The organism is Pseudomonas sp. FBCC-B1667, from assembly GCF_059133255.1.
The window spans coordinates 6,359,483-6,375,459 of sequence record NZ_CP101437.1 but is presented as its reverse complement, the minus strand read 5'-3'; the positions used below and the strand labels follow the sequence as shown (position 1 = coordinate 6,375,459).

General features: G+C 57.0%; 15 protein-coding genes. 9 read left to right on the top strand and 6 right to left on the bottom strand.

Going from position 1 to position 15,977, the window contains the following annotated elements; genetic code table 11:
- Positions 1 to 105: 105 nt before the first annotated feature.
- The 3 genes from asd to NL116_RS29475 are packed head-to-tail and all read right to left on the bottom strand — an operon-like array spanning position 106 to position 3,379.
- Entirely contained in the window at positions 106 to 966 is an 861-nt protein-coding gene (gene asd, locus NL116_RS29485; RefSeq protein ID WP_494375125.1) for an archaetidylserine decarboxylase, read from the bottom strand.
- Between the two features lie 16 nt (positions 967 to 982).
- Complete coding sequence (locus tag NL116_RS29480; protein ID WP_494375124.1) at positions 983 to 1,798, bottom strand: rhodanese-like domain-containing protein; 816 nt, start codon at positions 1,796 to 1,798, stop codon at positions 983 to 985.
- Positions 1,799 to 1,840: 42 nt separating this feature from the next.
- A complete protein-coding gene (locus NL116_RS29475) occupies positions 1,841 to 3,379 on the bottom strand; it encodes an HDOD domain-containing protein (protein ID WP_494375123.1) in 1,539 nt (512 codons plus the stop codon).
- 166 nt (positions 3,380 to 3,545) lie between these two features.
- Here NL116_RS29475 and motA point away from each other — a divergent pair, with 166 nt between their 5' ends.
- The 9 genes from motA (at position 3,546) to NL116_RS29430 (ending at position 14,044) form a co-directional block, all read left to right on the top strand.
- Positions 3,546 to 4,397: a flagellar motor stator protein MotA gene (motA, locus tag NL116_RS29470; RefSeq protein ID WP_027921997.1), complete on the top strand. Its 852-nt coding sequence runs from the start codon at positions 3,546 to 3,548 to the stop codon at positions 4,395 to 4,397.
- A 162-nt stretch (positions 4,398 to 4,559) separates the two neighbouring features.
- Positions 4,560 to 5,603, top strand: coding sequence for a flagellar motor protein MotB (gene motB, locus NL116_RS29465; protein ID WP_494375122.1), 1,044 nt, complete (start codon positions 4,560 to 4,562; stop codon positions 5,601 to 5,603).
- A 234-nt stretch (positions 5,604 to 5,837) separates the two neighbouring features.
- On the top strand, positions 5,838 to 7,910 hold the full coding sequence (locus NL116_RS29460; protein WP_494375121.1) for a type VI secretion system Vgr family protein: 2,073 nt from the start codon (positions 5,838 to 5,840) through the stop codon (positions 7,908 to 7,910).
- 16 nt (positions 7,911 to 7,926) lie between these two features.
- The gene (locus tag NL116_RS29455) at positions 7,927 to 8,529 is read left to right on the top strand and encodes a DUF4123 domain-containing protein (protein WP_494375120.1); all 603 of its coding nucleotides are present in this window, start codon (positions 7,927 to 7,929) and stop codon (positions 8,527 to 8,529) included.
- A complete protein-coding gene (locus NL116_RS29450; RefSeq protein ID WP_494375119.1) occupies positions 8,526 to 11,216 on the top strand; it encodes a toxin VasX in 2,691 nt (896 codons plus the stop codon). The genes NL116_RS29455 and NL116_RS29450 overlap by 4 nt, the downstream gene beginning before the upstream one ends.
- Positions 11,207 to 12,166, top strand: a complete 960-nt coding sequence (locus tag NL116_RS29445; protein WP_494375118.1) for a hypothetical protein — start codon at positions 11,207 to 11,209, stop codon at positions 12,164 to 12,166. The genes NL116_RS29450 and NL116_RS29445 overlap by 10 nt, the downstream gene beginning before the upstream one ends.
- A 61-nt stretch (positions 12,167 to 12,227) precedes the next feature.
- A complete protein-coding gene (locus NL116_RS29440) occupies positions 12,228 to 13,163 on the top strand; it encodes a hypothetical protein (RefSeq protein WP_494375117.1) in 936 nt (311 codons plus the stop codon).
- A 114-nt stretch (positions 13,164 to 13,277) separates the two neighbouring features.
- On the top strand, positions 13,278 to 13,721 hold the full coding sequence (locus NL116_RS29435; protein ID WP_494375116.1) for a hypothetical protein: 444 nt from the start codon (positions 13,278 to 13,280) through the stop codon (positions 13,719 to 13,721).
- An 80-nt stretch (positions 13,722 to 13,801) separates the two neighbouring features.
- The gene (locus NL116_RS29430) at positions 13,802 to 14,044 is read left to right on the top strand and encodes a hypothetical protein (RefSeq protein ID WP_494378154.1); all 243 of its coding nucleotides are present in this window, start codon (positions 13,802 to 13,804) and stop codon (positions 14,042 to 14,044) included.
- Between the two features lie 42 nt (positions 14,045 to 14,086).
- Here NL116_RS29430 and NL116_RS29425 read toward each other — a convergent pair whose 3' ends face one another.
- Genes NL116_RS29425 through NL116_RS29415 form a run of 3 tightly spaced genes read right to left on the bottom strand, consistent with a single transcriptional unit; the run spans position 14,087 to position 15,941 of the window.
- Entirely contained in the window at positions 14,087 to 14,572 is a 486-nt protein-coding gene (locus tag NL116_RS29425) for a toll/interleukin-1 receptor domain-containing protein (protein WP_494375115.1), read from the bottom strand.
- Positions 14,572 to 15,531: a caspase family protein gene (locus NL116_RS29420; protein WP_494375114.1), complete on the bottom strand. Its 960-nt coding sequence runs from the start codon at positions 15,529 to 15,531 to the stop codon at positions 14,572 to 14,574. Before NL116_RS29420 ends, NL116_RS29425 begins: the two co-directional genes overlap by 1 nt.
- Before the next feature lie 2 nt (positions 15,532 to 15,533).
- Complete coding sequence (locus NL116_RS29415; protein WP_494375113.1) at positions 15,534 to 15,941, bottom strand: TIR domain-containing protein; 408 nt, start codon at positions 15,939 to 15,941, stop codon at positions 15,534 to 15,536.
- Between the last annotated feature and the right edge of the window lie 36 nt (positions 15,942 to 15,977).

The window sequence follows — 15,977 nt, the reverse complement described above, 5'->3', positions numbered from 1 at the left end:
ATGACCTGACTGTAGCAGCTATGTCCATCAGCGCGGACAACCAAAAAGGCTCGCCACCGATGATGTCCGCCCTGTCGAAGTCGCTCGAAAGGGCGGATCAATGAATCAGGCGTTTGGCAGACCTATGCCTTGGCCCATCTGCACCGGCGAACCGGCCGCCAGTTCTTCAGCCCACTTGACCTGGTCCGGGCCGAACAGCACGACAGCGGTCGAACCCAGTTTGAAGCGACCCAGTTCCGCACCTTTCTCCAGATGGATCGGCGCGCGGGCGGCTTCGTCGTAGCGGAAGGTTTTCAGTTCGCGTTTCGGCGGCGTGACCAGCCCGGCCCAGACGGTTTCGATCGACGCAACGATCATCGCGCCCACCAGCACCACGGCCATCGGCCCGCGCTCGGTGTCGAAAATGCACGCCACACGCTCGTTGCGGGCAAACAGTTCCGGCACGTTTTCGGCGGTGGTCTGGTTGACCGAGAAAATCCGGCCCGGGATGTAGACCATTTCGCGAAGGGTGCCGGCCAGCGGCATGTGCACGCGGTGGTAGTCCTTCGGCGACAGGTAAATCGTCGCGAAATCACCGCCCATGAACGGCGCGGCGTTGGCCGCGTCACCGCCCAGCAACTCCAGCACGCTGAAGCTGTGGCCCTTGGCCTGGAACACGCGACCGTGTTCGATCGGGCCGAGCTGGCTGACCGCACCATCGGCCGGGCTGAGGATCGCGCCCGGGGTATCGTCCAGCGGACGAGCGCCGTCTTTCAAGGCGCGGGTGAAAAAGGCGTTGAAGTGCTCATAGGCAGTCAGGTCTTCGACCAGCGCCTGGGACATGTCCACCTGATAACGCTTGGCGAACCAGGCGGTAAAGGCGTTCTTGAACCAGCGCACGCGGCATTCGGCAATGCAGCCGGCCAGTCGCGAGAGCAAGTGATGGGGCAACAGGTATTGGCTGAGGATAAACAGACGCTTGTTCATTAACTGTCCTTAAACCTTAAATCTCTACGGGGGTGTCGGGGTGGTTGCCCCATTCGCCCCAGGAACCGGCGTAGCCTTTGACCCGCGGATAACCGAGGGATTTGGCCACCAGATAAGTGAAGCCAGAACGGTGGTGAGTCTGGCAGTGGGTAATGACTTCTTTGTCTTTGCTGATCCCTAGCTGTTCGAGGATCTGCGGCATGTCCGAGCGGATGCGCAGGTTGCGCGCCTGATCCATCCCCGCAGTCCATTCGAAATTGACGGCGCCCGGAATGTGCCCGGCCTTGGCCGCCAGCACTTTTTCGCCGGAGAATTCCAGGGGGCCGCGTGCGTCCCAGATCGCCAGGTCGGCGGCGCCAAGACGGCTTTGCAGGTACTCGCGCGTCGCGGTGGGTTCGTCGTGCAGGGTCAGTTTCACCGGGCCGCCAGCGGGGGGCGGGATCTGGATCGACATCGGCATGCCTTCTGCCAGCCAGGCCGTCAGCCCGCCGTCGACATAGTGATACTTGCTGTGGCCGATGACGTCCAGCAGCCAGATGAAACGCCCGGCCCAGCCGCCACCTTCATCGTCATACACCACGTACACCGCGTCGGGGTTGTGGCCCAACTCGCCGAACAGCGCTTCAAGGGCCGCTTGCGGCGGCATCAGCCCCGGTGCCGGCGCCTGACCGAGTTGCGTGCGTTTCGGATCGACAAAACGCGCGCCGGGAATATGCCCTTCGGCATAGCGGGCACTGCTGGTCAGGTCTACCAGAATCAGATTGCGGGCCTCGAGGCGAGGGAGCAAGTCGCTCGGCTCGATCACCAGCGGCAAGCCAGAGAAGTCAGACATGTGAGGTCTCCAGGGCACAAAAGGGAGGATTGTAGCGCAGCGTCATTGGCCGCGGTGGCTAAAGGTGTTCAAGGCTTTCTCGATGCACTGCGCGGTTTTGCCGAAGGCTTGCACGGTGATTTCCGAGAACGGCCCGCCGCCCTGATCCGCCACCACGACCATGATCACCCGACCATTATTGACCAGCGAACGCAGGATCACGTGTTCGCCACGGAACTGCGCGCGCAGGTTGCCAGGCAACAACGCCGAGAACTGCGCGGTGTTGGCCGGTGTCAGGCGCACCTGGGCTTGCTGGGAGAGCAATCGCTGCAGCACGGAGCTTTGGTTCACCACGAAATTCAGTCCAGCCGTTTCTGTTGGCAAACCGGCAACCTGATGTACCCGCAGATTGGCGTGCGTGCGGTCAGCCATCAAGATCATTACCCGACGCATGCCACACGCGACCAACGCGTCCCGGGCGGAGGTGGTCAAGTGCATCGCGTTGGTGAACGGGCTTGGCTCCACCAGCAACTCGGCGCATTGGCTGCGCCATTTCGCCAGGTCTTCGGTGGTTGGCGCCGGGGCCGGTAACAAGGCGGCATGGACACGGTTCATGCCCGACGGCCAGAGCAGCGAAACAGCGGGGTGCCAGAGGTCCGGCATGGCATGCAGTCGGGCGCTATTAGCGGCCTGCTGGTGCAATTGCTGTTGCACCTCGGCCATGGGCATTTGCAGGTAAAGGCTGGTCAGGTATTGCCAGCGCTCGCTGTGCGGACTGTCCCAGGCCTGTTGCGCCGACAGCGCCAGACCGTTGGCCAGCAGCACGGTATTGGCCGGCTGATTGAGCCAACGGCGCAGGGTCGGATCGTCATCGAGGCGGTTTTGCTGGCGCAACGGATGATCACTGTCGCGGGCAATGCGCAGCACTTTGACCAGTTCACGCTGCTCGGTCAGCAGCAGCCGATAACCCTGTTCCACCCAGACCGGCAGGCGCCAAATGGTCACCAGGGCCTGGCAAATATCGAGCAGGCGCACCCCGAACAACTGTTTTTCAACCTTGCGCGCCGATTCACCCTTATGGATGACTCGCAGTTCCCACTCTTCAAGCAATTGCGGATAGGTCAACGCCATCGGCCACAGCGGCGAGAGGAACAGCAGGCTGCCCCAATGAATGTCTTGCCACAGCCGCGCCAGGCGACTGGCAAAAAAACCATTGGCCTGTTGCGTCGCGTGCTGGCTGATCAACTGCAACTGACGCAAGGCAAGCGGGATCTGCGATTGGGGTTCGGCCGGGAGACGGGCGAGCAGTTCTTCGGTGCGCTTCAAACCAAGACGATTGATCGCCACTTCCAGGTTTTCCGCAGGCTCGGTCATGCTGCCATGGGTATGGCGGTTGGCTTCACGAATGATGCTCAAGGCCAGGGCCGGGCTGTCTTGCATCAGTTCGGCGATATCGCGCAGCGAGCTGCGGTTATCGGCGATGGCCTTGCAGACACGGTCATGGCTGTCTTGCGGGACCGGCAGGCGCACGGCATCGAGAAGCTTGACCCAGCCTTCAAGTGTCGTTGGTTTTTGAGTGGGAATGTTCGTCTGGTTAGCCATGGTTGGACGCAATCTTCGTCTGCATTACCTATGCCCGGAGTAGGCTAAATTAGCTTTTCGCTCGATCGGGCTATAGTCTGGCGCAGTTTTGCCGATAAGGAGAAGAAGAGATTTTTCGACCTCCGAATATGACCTTGAACCCGACTCAGTAAGTGCTCTCCTACCTATGGCTAAAATTCTCGGCATCATTGTCGTATTCGCGAGCGTGCTCGGCGGGTACGTGCTCTCCCACGGCAAGATTGCTGCCCTTATCCAGCCTTTCGAGGTGATGATTATCGGTGGTGCAGCCTTTGGCGCATTCCTGCAAGCCAACCCTGGCCACATGGTCAAAAACGTTCTGAAGAAAGCCTTCGGGATGTTCAGCTCGCGCTTCAACCACACTTTTTACCTTGAAGTGCTGGGGCTGATTTACGAGATCCTCAACAAGAGCCGCCGCGAAGGCATGATGGCCATCGAAGGCGACATTGAAGATGCGGCCGCGAGCCCGATCTTCGCCAAGTACCCGGCGGTGCTCAAAGATGACCGCATGACCGCGTACATCTGCGATTACCTGCGCATCATGTCCTCCGGCAACATGGCGCCCCATGAGCTGGAAGGCCTGTTCGACATGGAACTGACCAGCCTCAAGGAAGACCTCGATCACCCGTCTCACGCAGTGAACGGTATTGCTGACGCCATGCCAGGTTTCGGTATCGTCGCGGCGGTACTGGGTATCGTGGTGACCATGGCTTCTCTGGGTGAAAGCGATCAGAAAATGATCGGCGTGCACGTCGGTGCGGCACTGGTGGGGACCTTCTTCGGTATTCTCGCCGCCTACGGCTTCTTCGGCCCGCTGGCCCATGCCCTGGCCCACGATGCCAAGGAAGAGCTGAACGTCTACGAGGCCATCAAGGCTTCGCTGGTGGCCTCGGCGTCCGGCATGCCGCCATCGCTGGCCGTGGAATTCGGTCGCAAGGTCCTGTACCCGGCGCATCGTCCTAGCTTCGCTGAGCTGGAACAAGCGGTTCGCGGTCGATAGTGCTCTGTTTTGCAAATACGTTCCTTTTTTGGCGAGTGACTGTTGTTGCCAGACAAGGCGCCGCGACGAGTCATAGCTTGCTATGGCGAGGAGCGGCAACGCCGTATGGCGACAACAGGCACCGTCAAAAAGGAACAGTATTTGTGAGACAGAGCACTCTGTATGGAAAATAACCAGCCGATCATCATTAAGCGCGTCAAGAAATACGCGGGCGGGCATCACGGCGGTTCCTGGAAAATCGCTTTCGCGGACTTCGCGACGGCGATGATGGCGTTCTTCCTGGTGCTGTGGCTGCTGTCCACCGCCACACCGGAACAGAAGATTGCCATCGCCGGTTACTTCAAGGACCCGGTCGGCTTTACCGAAAGTGGCACGCCGTACATCATCGATCTGGGCGGTTCCCCAACTCTGGCGCCGGAGAAAACCCTCAACCCCGAAGTGAAATCCCAGCCGCAGCCAGACCGCGTCACTGTCGACACCGAACAGGTCGAAGGCATGGCCGAGCAGGTTGAGAAGGAACGCCTGGAACTGTTGCTGCAAGAATTGCAGAACAAGGTCGACGAAAATCCGCAGCTGCAGAAATTCAAGGACCAGATCCTGTTCGAGATCACGCAGGACGGTTTGCGCATCCAGATCATGGACGCCGAAAACCGCCCGATGTTCGACTCAGGCTCAGCGCGTCTGAAACCGTACTTCGAAGACATCCTGCTGGCCATGGCCGACACCATCAAAGCGGTGCCGAACAAGATCAGCATCAGCGGCCACACCGATGCCAAGCCGTACTCGGGGACCGGTGACTTCGGCAACTGGGAACTCTCGGCCAACCGTGCCAACGCCGCGCGTCGTGCGCTGGTCGCCGGCAGCTATCCGGATCAACAGGTTGCGCGAGTGGTCGGTTACGCCTCGTCGGCGCTGTTCGACCGTGAGAACCCGTTCAATCCGGTCAACCGCCGCATCGACATCGTGGTTCTGACCAAGAAAGCCCAAAAGGCCATCGAAGGTTCGCAAGGTGCAGAACCTGCGCCAGAGCCGCCACATACCCCCGCAGCACAAGGGCAGGGCGGTCCGGGCGAAGTGCCGGCCAAACCAGTTGATCCGAACGCTTTGCCGGCGGATAAAGAACCGCTGCCGGCCCATGAGCTTCGCGAACGTCTGAATATCTTTGAAAACCCGGCACCGAAACCGGCTGAACCGCCGAAGCAGTGACCCACAAAAAAGCCGACAGCGATGTCGGCTTTTTTGTGCCTGTCGTTTGTGAGGGCGATTGTCGGCCATTCTCCCGTGTCGATCTGAGGTCGGGAAAAATCTTACGCGTTTTGCGGAGTTGTCCGGCATCAATGTATTGCCCCCCGTTGGTACCGTGCGCGCCCATTTCGCGTGCACGGACCATGAACGGTTTGGACATCGCGCTTCATTTCCTCTTTGCTTAAGGATAAGCGTATGTTCGGCTCGGCCAATACGGCGCATTTCACGCTATACATCCCGGCTGTTCGCAATGATTTCAAAGTCCTCGCCTTTGACGGTGTAGAGGCCATCAGCGCCTTGTACGCGATCCGCGTTGAACTGGTCAGCGAACACCCGGATTTTGATCTGGAGAGCCTGCTCAGCCAACCCGCCTTTCTAGAATTCGGTCATCACGGCGAAGGTCTTCACGGCTACATCGAAGACGTGCTTGTCGGCGAATCCGGCAAACGTCTGACCCGCTATCAGCTGACCCTAGTGCCAGCGCTGCATTATTTGCAGTTCAGCTACGACCAACGGATTTTCCAGCACCTGACCGTGCCGCAAATCATTACCAAGGTGCTCAAAGGCCATGGCATTCAGGCCGATGCCTTTACCTTCCATGTCAGTACCAGCCCCGAGCGCGAGTACTGCACGCAATATGGGGAAAGTGATTACGAGTTCGTCCAGCGGCTGTGCGCCGAAGACGGCATCGCGTGGCATTACCAGCATTCCCCTCAAGGCCATGTGCTGGTGTTCACCGACGATCAGACCTGGTTTCCCAAACTGGGCGAAACCGCTTATCAACAAGACTCCGGCATGGTGGCTGACGAACCGGTCGTCAGCCAGTTCTCGATGCGCTTCAGCACCCGCACCAGCACCATCACGCGCCGGCACTACGACTTCCAACACCCGAATCTGCTGCTGGAAAACCGCTTCACGGCCGAGTTCACGCCTGAGCTTGAAGACTACCGTTACCGGGTTTTGACCGATAACGAACAACGCGGCAAACAACATGTTCGCCAAGCGCTGGAGCGACACCGTGCCGACTACCAGTTGATCGAGGGCCAGAGCGATCAGCCGAGCCTGCGCAGTGGCCACTTTTTTGACCTGACCGAACACCCGCGCAAAACCTGCAACGAGCTGTGGCTGTTGCTCAGCGTGACGCACTGCGGAAAGCAGCCTCAGTCACTGGAAGAGGCCATCACCAGCGACGTCCAACCCGCAGACGGCTTTACCCAAGGCTACCGCAACAGCTTCAGCGTCCTGCCATGGGACGTGATTTACCGGCCGCCGATGCGCTCACGCAAAACGCTGCTGGTGAGTCAGACCGCCCGCGTCACCGGGCCCGCCGGCGAAGAAATCTACTGTGATGAATATGGTCGCGTGAAGGTCGAACTGCCTTGGGACCGGGCCGAATTCAACAGTGAAAAAAGTAGCTGCTGGCTGCGCGTCTCGACGCACTGGGCGGGGCCACATTTTGGCGCGATGACGATTCCGCGTGTCGGCATGGAGGTTATCGTCACTTTTCTGGACGGCAATCCCGATCATCCGTTCATTACCGGGTGCGCGCCGAACAAGGTCAATGCGGTGCCATACCCCTTGCCCGAACATAAAACCAAAACCGTCTTGCGCAGCCAAAGCTCCCCGCACACCGGGGGTTACAACGAACTGTCGCTGGAAGACCGCGCCGGGCAGGAGAAAATCTACCTGCGCGCCCAACGCGACCTCGAACAACTGATCCTCAACGACAGCGATACCAAAATTGGTAACGACCGCCGCGAACAGATCACCCGTGACAGCCACAGCCTGATCAGCAACGACCGCTTCGAGCAGGTCGACCACCACAGCGCCAGCTTGATCAAGGGCGATGAGTTGCACACCACCGAAGGTGCGCGCAACACCGTGATTGGCGGCAATGAATTGACCACCATCAGCGGCAACAGCAGCACGACGGCAGAGGGCACGCTGGTGATTCAGGCAGGCCCTCACGCGCATGTCACCGCCAGCCATGTGGTGATCAAGGGCGATTCGAGCTTGACGCTTGAGTGTGGCGGTCAGCACATCGTGATCAACGCCGCCGGGATTTTCAGCAGCGTGGCCATTGTTGAAGGTGGCTCGCCGGTCGCGGGTCTGCCCGGGCAGACGGCACTGTCAGTAGTTCCCCACGCTGCCGAGGCAATGGTTATCGACACCTCCCGATGGAAGCCCTGCTCAAACAGAACATCGTCTTTCGTGAGGCCGAATCCGGCATTTGCCCGGTATGCGATGCCGCCCAGGAACATCTGGTAACAGAGAGGGCTGAAGCATGACCCCGATCACCCCGATCACCCCGATCACCCCGATCACCCCGATCACCCCGAACAAAGGCCTGCTCCTGATTGACGGTGCCCAGTATGAGGACGCTATCGATTGGCTTCATCAGCACTACGGCGCCGACGCTCCTCAATCGCTTTTCAAGGGGACCGCCTACGAGCCGATTGGCGCAGCGGGGCCATTTCTGCTCAATGCCTCACTGGGTAGCGCAGCCTACGCCGCTTGGTGGGGTGGCTCTGATTTGCAACACAGTGTTTGGCTGGCTACACCACAAAGTGCCCAACAATGGCTGCCGATCCTGCAGCGTCGGTTGCGCATATTTGATGCATACCAGCGAGAGCTATGGCTGCGCCTGGCGGATGGCACGGTTCTGCGACGTGCCTGTTTGGCTGGAGCGCAATGGCCAGCAGGCTTTTGGTTTGGTGTGGAAAGCGTCTGGCTGCGCCATGACAACGCGTCAGTGTGCGCCTGGGAAAACGAAGCGCCGGAATTCGACTCAGCACCGGCCAATAAAGGTCTGGCCCCGCAAATCACCCTGCCTGAGCCGCTTCTGCATGCACTGAGCCTTCCCGCCAACCCGGAGAAAAACCCATGAGCGCCCAGAATAAAATCCGCGTTGGAAGCTGTCCGTTGTTCGCTGCCGTTTTGCCCCTGCGATACGCTCTCGGCCCAACCGTCGCTGTCGATACGGATGCCTACGACTTGCCGGCGTTGAGCGGCTCGTTTCCCAAGTTAGGGCCTCGTCATCCTGATTTGACCGGGCATGCGCTCAATTACACCTCGCGTTTATTGCGCGACGGTTGGCTCTACGTCTGGGAGAGCAGTCCATCCAAGTTGGTGGAGTATCAGGTCGAAAAAGCACAGCTCACCCAAACCCCGCGAGCGGGCAAGGTGATCGACACCCGAGTCAAACCTCACCTGGTGTTGAGAGCGGGCGATCCTGCCGGCTTGGTTTGGTCGCCCATTCGCTGGAGTGAGGCGCAATACCAGGCTGCCAGAAAAGATCCCGTCGTCCGGCAGCGCATCATGCGCAGTTTTGTGCCGGGCGTTGCTCCGTTCAGTGGTCAAGTCGACACCGTCGTCAAGCAGATTGGCGAATACAACGATGCGACGAGCTATGGTTGGAGCGGGGAGCCCGAAACGGAGCATGCCCCCGACTGGTTGAAAGTGCTCAAACAGATGGGGCGCTGCGAACAGCAGAGTTACGCCGTCATTGATGATGCATGGGGCGTGCTGCTCGACCTTGCTGCGTTAATGCGTGTGCGAAAAGAGGCGTTCGACAGTTACCAGGAACATCACGCTGAAACGTGGGCAATGGCCGGTGTCATCAAGTCACTGAGCGAAGGCGACCGCCAATTGAGCGCACAGTTGCCGTCCATCACCCGCTATGACGAACTCCAGCGAGCGTGGAAAGATCAAGAAATCCAGAATGATCGATATGCCGTTGATATGCGGCGTTTGGCCCAACTCTGGGTGGCGTGGTTCAACACCCTGCAATTGGCTGGACCGTCGAGCATGGACACGGCTTGTGGCCATTTCGACATAACCCAGTCGATGGCGCGTGAGGCACTGGAGTTGCATTTCGCCGAGGCCTGCCTCGGGCCGGCCAGCACCAGTATCGGAGCCGAGGCCATTACCCTCAGCCTGGAAGGTGACAAGGCCGGCAAGCCATGGCTGCTTTGGGCATTGCTCGGGTTACCGTCACGGCTGGGTGTTGGCGAAATCAAATACCTTGTGGATCTGAGCGATGTGGCTCGCGACAACAACCAAGCCCTGCAAGAGGGCGCCAGTAAACTCGCCAGAGCCTTTGGTTATGCCGATGCGCTGAACAAGACCGCCGACAAACTGAAGCAACACAAGCCTGCCTCAAGCATTGAGGCCCTATTTCTGTCCATTGCCCCGGTGGCTGGGCTGCAATTGCATCAGGGTGAAAAGGGCACTGGTTCGGCGGGGCGTTTGTACATGGCGGCAGCGCTGGCCCGCAGCGACCAGCGCATCCAGACTTCGGGCGTCACGCCGCGTCAGTTGGGCGAGTGGTACAGCGATTTGATGGGGACTCGCCAGTCAATGCCCGCGCATTTGAGCGTCGCACCGCTGCCAAGTGGGGTGGCTGACGGTATCCCGTTCATGCATTTGGCCCCGGCCAGCACCAAGCTGCCACCGTTGCCGGTGAATTTGGCGGCGGGGGTTGAATTGAGCAGTGTGTTTGATTTGAAAAGTGCGCTGAGTAAGGCGCCGATCAAGTCGATTGTGACGCTGGTGGCGGGAGGAAATTTTGTTTGGGCGGGAGATCAGCTTTTTGATAAGCGGACTTACAAAAGCGTATTTAGCACTGCCGGGGCAGCGATTGGCATTGGTGCCGCAGTTGCTGCTGTATTTCAGCGAATGGCCGAGGTTGATTGGGCATCAGCCGTCCGCCAGAGCGGTAGCGCTTCAGTTTCATCACGGTTATTTTTGGTCAAGGCGTTAGGGCGGGCGGCCACTACTGCTTGGGCGCAAGGCGTCTTTCTGGCATTCGACGTCGTGCTTTACGGGGTAGACGCGTTTGAGGCCTACAAGGCGGGTGACTTCGATGCCATGACGGCGAACTTGGTTGTGGCTGGGGCTTCGCTGGCCAGTATCAAGATTCAGGCTCAGGCGTTCCGGGCGCTACGAGTCGCGCGGGCTGCTGTGATAGCCGGGGATGCAGCGACTATTGCCAGAGGACTCAACGTAGTACCACACCTGGGTTTCAAGCTACTGGGTCTCGCGTTTGTGATTGTAGGCGGGGTCATTGCTCGGCTTTATATGGCAGACTCGCCGCTGGAGCAGTGGGTGAAGAACAGCCGCTTTGGTATCCGTCCACACGACACTTGGTCCCACAGCTATAGCCTGTCCATGGATGAGCTGTACCCCGTCCTGTTTCCCATAAGTTTTGATGCCTTCCGACTGTCAGAGATGAGCCCTTATCAAGGGCAAGTCACCTCTACGTATCTGATGCTGAAACTACCGGAAGAAAATCCACTTACCGACGCCATGATTCACTTCAAGGGCATTGAAGTTTGGGGCGACACACTTGGCTATCATTCCGATCAGGTAAAAAAGGTCGAATGGACGGGCAAAGACTTTGCCCGACACAGTGGTACCCGCATTCCTATGCCGGCTGACGTCACCCTATATCGTCGTGTGTACCATGAGGATGGTGTGAGGGACTTGCGACGTATCGAAGGCGAGTTGATCTATTCCCCACAAGAAGGACTGACGCTGCCAGCGGTAAAAATCATGGAACGAGCATGGATATGAATACGCAAGAGACACTACGTAACAGTGCTACACCCACTGTCACGCTTGAAGGGGATAAACCTTCAGGGGAACAGCCGATGGAGCTGTTTGTTACCGATGAGCACACCGAGCATTACTTGGCCCTGCAGGCCGGTGGCGACTCTGATCGAGGAATGCTAACAGGTGTGTTAGGCGGAATGGGGGGCTGCGCATTGGTGGGACTTGGCCTTATAGGGGCAATGCAAGGCAAGTTCGACATCACCTATATGACGTTTTCTGCAGGTGTAACCCTATTTCTGGTGCCTTTCCTTTGGGAAATCCTTCGCCCCTTGCCATTGCCCATCCTGTTTAACCGCCGAACTCGCGAAGTGTACTTCGATCATGAGGGCGATCTTTACCACGCTCCATGGGATGGCATTTCAGCCGTTGCCAATGAATTCCAACTGGTCGGCACCCAAATAGGGGGCATGCAAAACGCTTCATTGGAAATTAGGGTGTGGAAATTTGAAGAACCGGAAAGGGCTCTGATGATCGGCCTCGGTGCGCCCTTCGGCAAATCATTGACGATGCAGAAAGGCTTTTGGGAATACATCCGTTCATACATGAACAATGGTCCTTATTTCGACGAGAACGGTAATCACAGTGAGTCGGATGCATTTGTAAAAAGCCAGCTATCCGTGCGACCCAAAATGAGCGACAGCTTCAAGCAAACACTGGCGCAGTTAAAACAGGCGAAGAAGGATGCGGGTGGGAAAAACTACTTAGGCGCCGGTGATGTTGCAAAACTGATAATCGAGCCACTGCTCTACCCTCAGGATCGAATTCAAGAACTCACCTACAGTCTTGCCAAACGGCGCTCCCGCAACCTTTGGCCAAAAGTTGTCGCTGAACGCCTGAAGGCCAGCGGCCCCACTACACGCCTTGTCGATATGGAAAATGAGCAGGGTTGTGCTCTATCGAAGGAAAGTTGATCTGCTTTCTACTCGTTGGTCCGAAGCTAACAATGATGTACATCATGGAATGAGCATGTATATGAATAAGTCAAAACAACTGCACGATAGTGCCTCTGCCGTAATACTTGAAGCTGACAAGCCCACTGGTGAACAACCAATAGCGTTATTTATTACCGATGAGCACAGGGAGGATTACTTAACACTGCAAGACGCCGGTGATCCGGATCGAGGGCGTCTGGCCGGTTTCTTTGGGTGGTTAACAGTCGCAATGATATGTCTGGAACTGCTATTGATGCTCTACGGAATATCGGAGAGTGTCCTCATAGAATTGGGGGTAACGACTCTGTTGTTTTTGGTGGTATTTCTATGGGAAGTCCGTCGCCCTTTACCACTGCCGATTGTGTTTAATCGCCGCGCTCAGGAAGTGTACATCGATCACGATGGCGTTCTGTTTCACGCCTCATGGGAGGGCCTTTGCGCCGAGGTCGACGAATTTCAGCTGGCCGGCACCCACTTAAGTGGTATCCAAAACGCTTCGCTTGAAATTCGGGTGTGGAAATTCGAACAACCGGACAAGGTATTGATGGTCAGTCTCGGTGCGCCATTTGGTAAAACACTGAGGATGCAAAAAGGCTTTTGGGAGTACCTACGCGCCTATATGAACAATGGTCCCTGGTTCGATGAACAGGGTTATCACAGCGAGTCGGATACGTTTGTGAAAAGTCAGTTGTCTATGCGACCTAAAATAAGCAACAGCTTTATGCCGATACGGATGCCAATAAAACAGGTGGAAAAGGAGGCTGGCGACGAAAACTACATAAGCGGGAGTGACGCAATAAAAATAATATTAAAGCCGATTTTCTACCCCATGAATCGAATCCAAAAACTGGTTTACAGCCTCGCCAAACATCGCTCTCACAATTTGTGGCCCCGTGTTGTCACCGAACGCCTGAAATCCGACGGGCCTACTACACGACTTGTCGATTTAGAACACGAAAAAATGCTGGATATTTAGATCTTGTTGTTTTTTCATTGCCGCTAAGGCTATCGAGGTTTGCTGTAAATACAATTTGCAGGCGCTCATATTAATGTGGTGTTGTCTCGTGCACTATAAACTCAAGGAAAAATTATGCGTGCAGTTTGGAATCCTTATGTCGGCTTTACACACCTTTCTTGGGCGTGTGTAAGTTATGTTGTTACTTTCGCAATGCTTGGGCTCATATTTTTTCCTTTCTTGTCGCTAGGGCGCTACGTGATAGGGTGGCCCATTGGAGTTTCGATACTCGTGAGTGTTGCCCTGAGTGTGATTTTTAGTTTTTCAAAGCGTGATTATAAAGTTAGTATTTCAGTGGTCCCGCAAGGGTTGATGTTTCGCGATGAGGCTGTTGGTTATAAGCGGCAGGAGTTGATCCGTAGGGAGGAAATACGTTCAGTCCATGTTCGTCGAAACCTCTTTTTCAAGTCGCTTGTCGTTAATATGAAAGAGAAAAATCAACGATTTTCTTTAAGTAACGTGGCTTTAACTGACGACTTTCTTGCGCGCATGCACGCTCACATTCATGTTGAAAACTAAGGTTGTCGCCTGATGCGTCGTGATTCTGCCGGTGCTTCCGAAGGCTGTATGTTTGCTTAGTGGCTGTAGGAATGATCTGAATTTTCAGCGTCGGCCCTACGCTGTACATCGACACCGAAGCCCGCGCTTCCGATCTTCTTGAAAGCGCCACACACCGCATGAAAGCTGCCCGTAATCTGCTCAACAGCGTCGTGTGTCTGTGTATAAAAGACGCCGAAGGTCACGACCTGGAGCATTTCGCCAATGCAGCCCACGTGTTGATCCAGGACGGTTGTGATGCCTTGGATGCCTTAGGCTGGAGGTTGGAAAAAGCCGCACGCTGAAGGTCAGAAAGCCGCGAGATGATCGCGGCTTTTTTGTCTCTGTCAGAAACCCCGTCGAATGCGGTTCTTGAGCTGGTCGTGGAACAGATCGGCATCACGCCTATAAGTGCCGCGAACGGATTCGCTGAACGACTCCAGCCCCATTGAGCGCTTGGAGAGCAACTCCTCGCGATAGGCATCGATAAAGAAGTTGATATCGTTCTCACCGCTCAACTTTGGCCATTTATCGAGGTACAGCGGCAGTGCGCTGGCCCCGATCTTGTAAGAGCAGATCCGGCGATTGCTGATGGTCGCTTCGCCGATTTCAAACGGCACCCACCACGACTGCGCGGTCTGCTCCGACACCACGGCCATCAGGTGTGTACATTCGGTGATGTTGCGGGTGATGACGGTGGTGATGTCTTCGGTGGTCTGCGATTCCGCGTCCAGCACATCGAGGTAGGTCTTGATGTTTGCCTGCGTCAGGCGGGTGTTAATGGCCATCGCATGGACGCGATCGGTGTGGCGGTAACTGATAAACACTGGCATCAGAAATGTCCCTTGATCGCGAGTTCGCGGTAATAGGCGCCGAGGGCGGTGAGTCGGCAGCCGGTGGAATGGATGGCGGCGTAGTACATGTGCTCGGCGTCTACCGGTTCGATCAGGCTGTGGCGATTGCACTTTTGCAATTGGGCGAAGACTTCGCCGTGTTCCGGGTCGAACGATGTTTCGGTGGGTTCGTAGCTGGGGTCGAGTGCAAAGACATGGCTGGGCTCCGGGAACCAGTCCTTGAGTTTGCGCAGGGTCTCTTCGGCGATCAGTGGCGTGACCTCGCGCAAGGGGACAAATTGCGAGACGTTGGTCTTGAACACCGGCCGTTGTTCCCATGCGCCCAATGCATTGTCGACGAATGAATACACGCTGCCGGGAGTGACCTTGCCCAGCACATTGGCGGCTCCGCCGTGCAACGCTTGCAGCAGCAGATCGGTAAACACGCCGTGGCCGCGACCTTCGAGTGCAACCTGGTCTTTTTTGCAGGCCGTGAGAATGGTCATGCCTTCGCTGATCACGCTGCTGCCACCGCGCAACCCGCGCATGGCTGCCGCGGCACCGGCCTGGCAGCAGTCGAGGATGATGATTTTGTTCTTGATGTGGGGGGCGTTTTCCGCCCAGTTGAGGATGTCGCTGATGCGGATGCCTTCAACACCTTGGCCGAAATCCTGAGGGATCAGCAGGCCTTCATCGATGCTGGTATCAAACTGGCCGTGACCGGCGAAGTACAGCAGCGCCACATCGCAGTCACCGGAAAACAGGCTCTGGATCTGCTGCTTCAGGTGGTTGTGAGTGAGGTTTTCCTCTGCCGAGGTCAGCACCTTGCTGCTGAAGTTCGGACGCCCGTTGGCGTGGCGTTCCAGCACCGAGGCCATGGCCATCGCGTCGCTGTTGCAACCGCTCAATTGCGAAACATGGCTGTAGTTATTAATGCCGATGAACAGTCCCTTGCGCATGGTTACACCGCCGTGTGCAGACGAATGGCGCTGACAATGCTGTTGGTGTTCCACGCACATTCGGCGTGCGCCGCCTCACGCACCACCGTGGAAATCCGCTCTGCCCCAAACGGTTTGACCGCAATGATCACCTTGCCCATCCGCTTGGCGATCTCGATTTCCTTGTTGATCCACTTGCTGTAGGTGGAATACATGCCGGCCATGATCAGCACGGCCGAGCAGGGGCGGATTTTGTTTTCGATGGCTTCCAACAGTTGTTTGTCGGTTTTCGCGCCGAGAATCGGGTTGTCCTCGGGCACCGAAAAATTCTTGAAGCTGAAGCCTGCCTGCGCGTTGAGCAGTCGCACCAGATTGTCGTGGGCGTGGGGGTAGTTCCACGAGTGGCTGATGAACAAATGATAGGTTTGCATGGGTGTCCCTCGGTATCGCCGGAATGCGAAGAGGGC

Bases quoted from the DNA above. Each gene is read 5' to 3' on its own strand.
- NL116_RS29435 (WP_494375116.1), top strand. From the start codon at position 13,278: ATGCGTGCAGTTTGGAATCCTTATGTCGGCTTTACACACCTTTCTTGG.
- NL116_RS29450 (WP_494375119.1), top strand. From the start codon at position 8,526: ATGAGCGCCCAGAATAAAATCCGCGTTGGAAGCTGTCCGTTGTTCGCT.
- motA (WP_027921997.1), top strand. From the start codon at position 3,546: ATGGCTAAAATTCTCGGCATCATTGTCGTATTCGCGAGCGTGCTCGGC.
- NL116_RS29425 (WP_494375115.1), bottom strand. From the start codon at position 14,572: ATGCCAGTGTTTATCAGTTACCGCCACACCGATCGCGTCCATGCGATG.
- motB (WP_494375122.1), top strand. From the start codon at position 4,560: ATGGAAAATAACCAGCCGATCATCATTAAGCGCGTCAAGAAATACGCG.
- NL116_RS29480 (WP_494375124.1), bottom strand. From the start codon at position 1,798: ATGTCTGACTTCTCTGGCTTGCCGCTGGTGATCGAGCCGAGCGACTTG.
- NL116_RS29420 (WP_494375114.1), bottom strand. From the start codon at position 15,531: ATGCGCAAGGGACTGTTCATCGGCATTAATAACTACAGCCATGTTTCG.
- asd (WP_494375125.1), bottom strand. From the start codon at position 966: ATGAACAAGCGTCTGTTTATCCTCAGCCAATACCTGTTGCCCCATCAC.
- NL116_RS29475 (WP_494375123.1), bottom strand. From the start codon at position 3,379: ATGGCTAACCAGACGAACATTCCCACTCAAAAACCAACGACACTTGAA.
- NL116_RS29440 (WP_494375117.1), top strand. From the start codon at position 12,228: ATGAATAAGTCAAAACAACTGCACGATAGTGCCTCTGCCGTAATACTT.
- NL116_RS29460 (WP_494375121.1), top strand. From the start codon at position 5,838: ATGTTCGGCTCGGCCAATACGGCGCATTTCACGCTATACATCCCGGCT.
- NL116_RS29415 (WP_494375113.1), bottom strand. From the start codon at position 15,941: ATGCAAACCTATCATTTGTTCATCAGCCACTCGTGGAACTACCCCCAC.
- NL116_RS29445 (WP_494375118.1), top strand. From the start codon at position 11,207: ATGGATATGAATACGCAAGAGACACTACGTAACAGTGCTACACCCACT.
- NL116_RS29455 (WP_494375120.1), top strand. From the start codon at position 7,927: ATGACCCCGATCACCCCGATCACCCCGATCACCCCGATCACCCCGATC.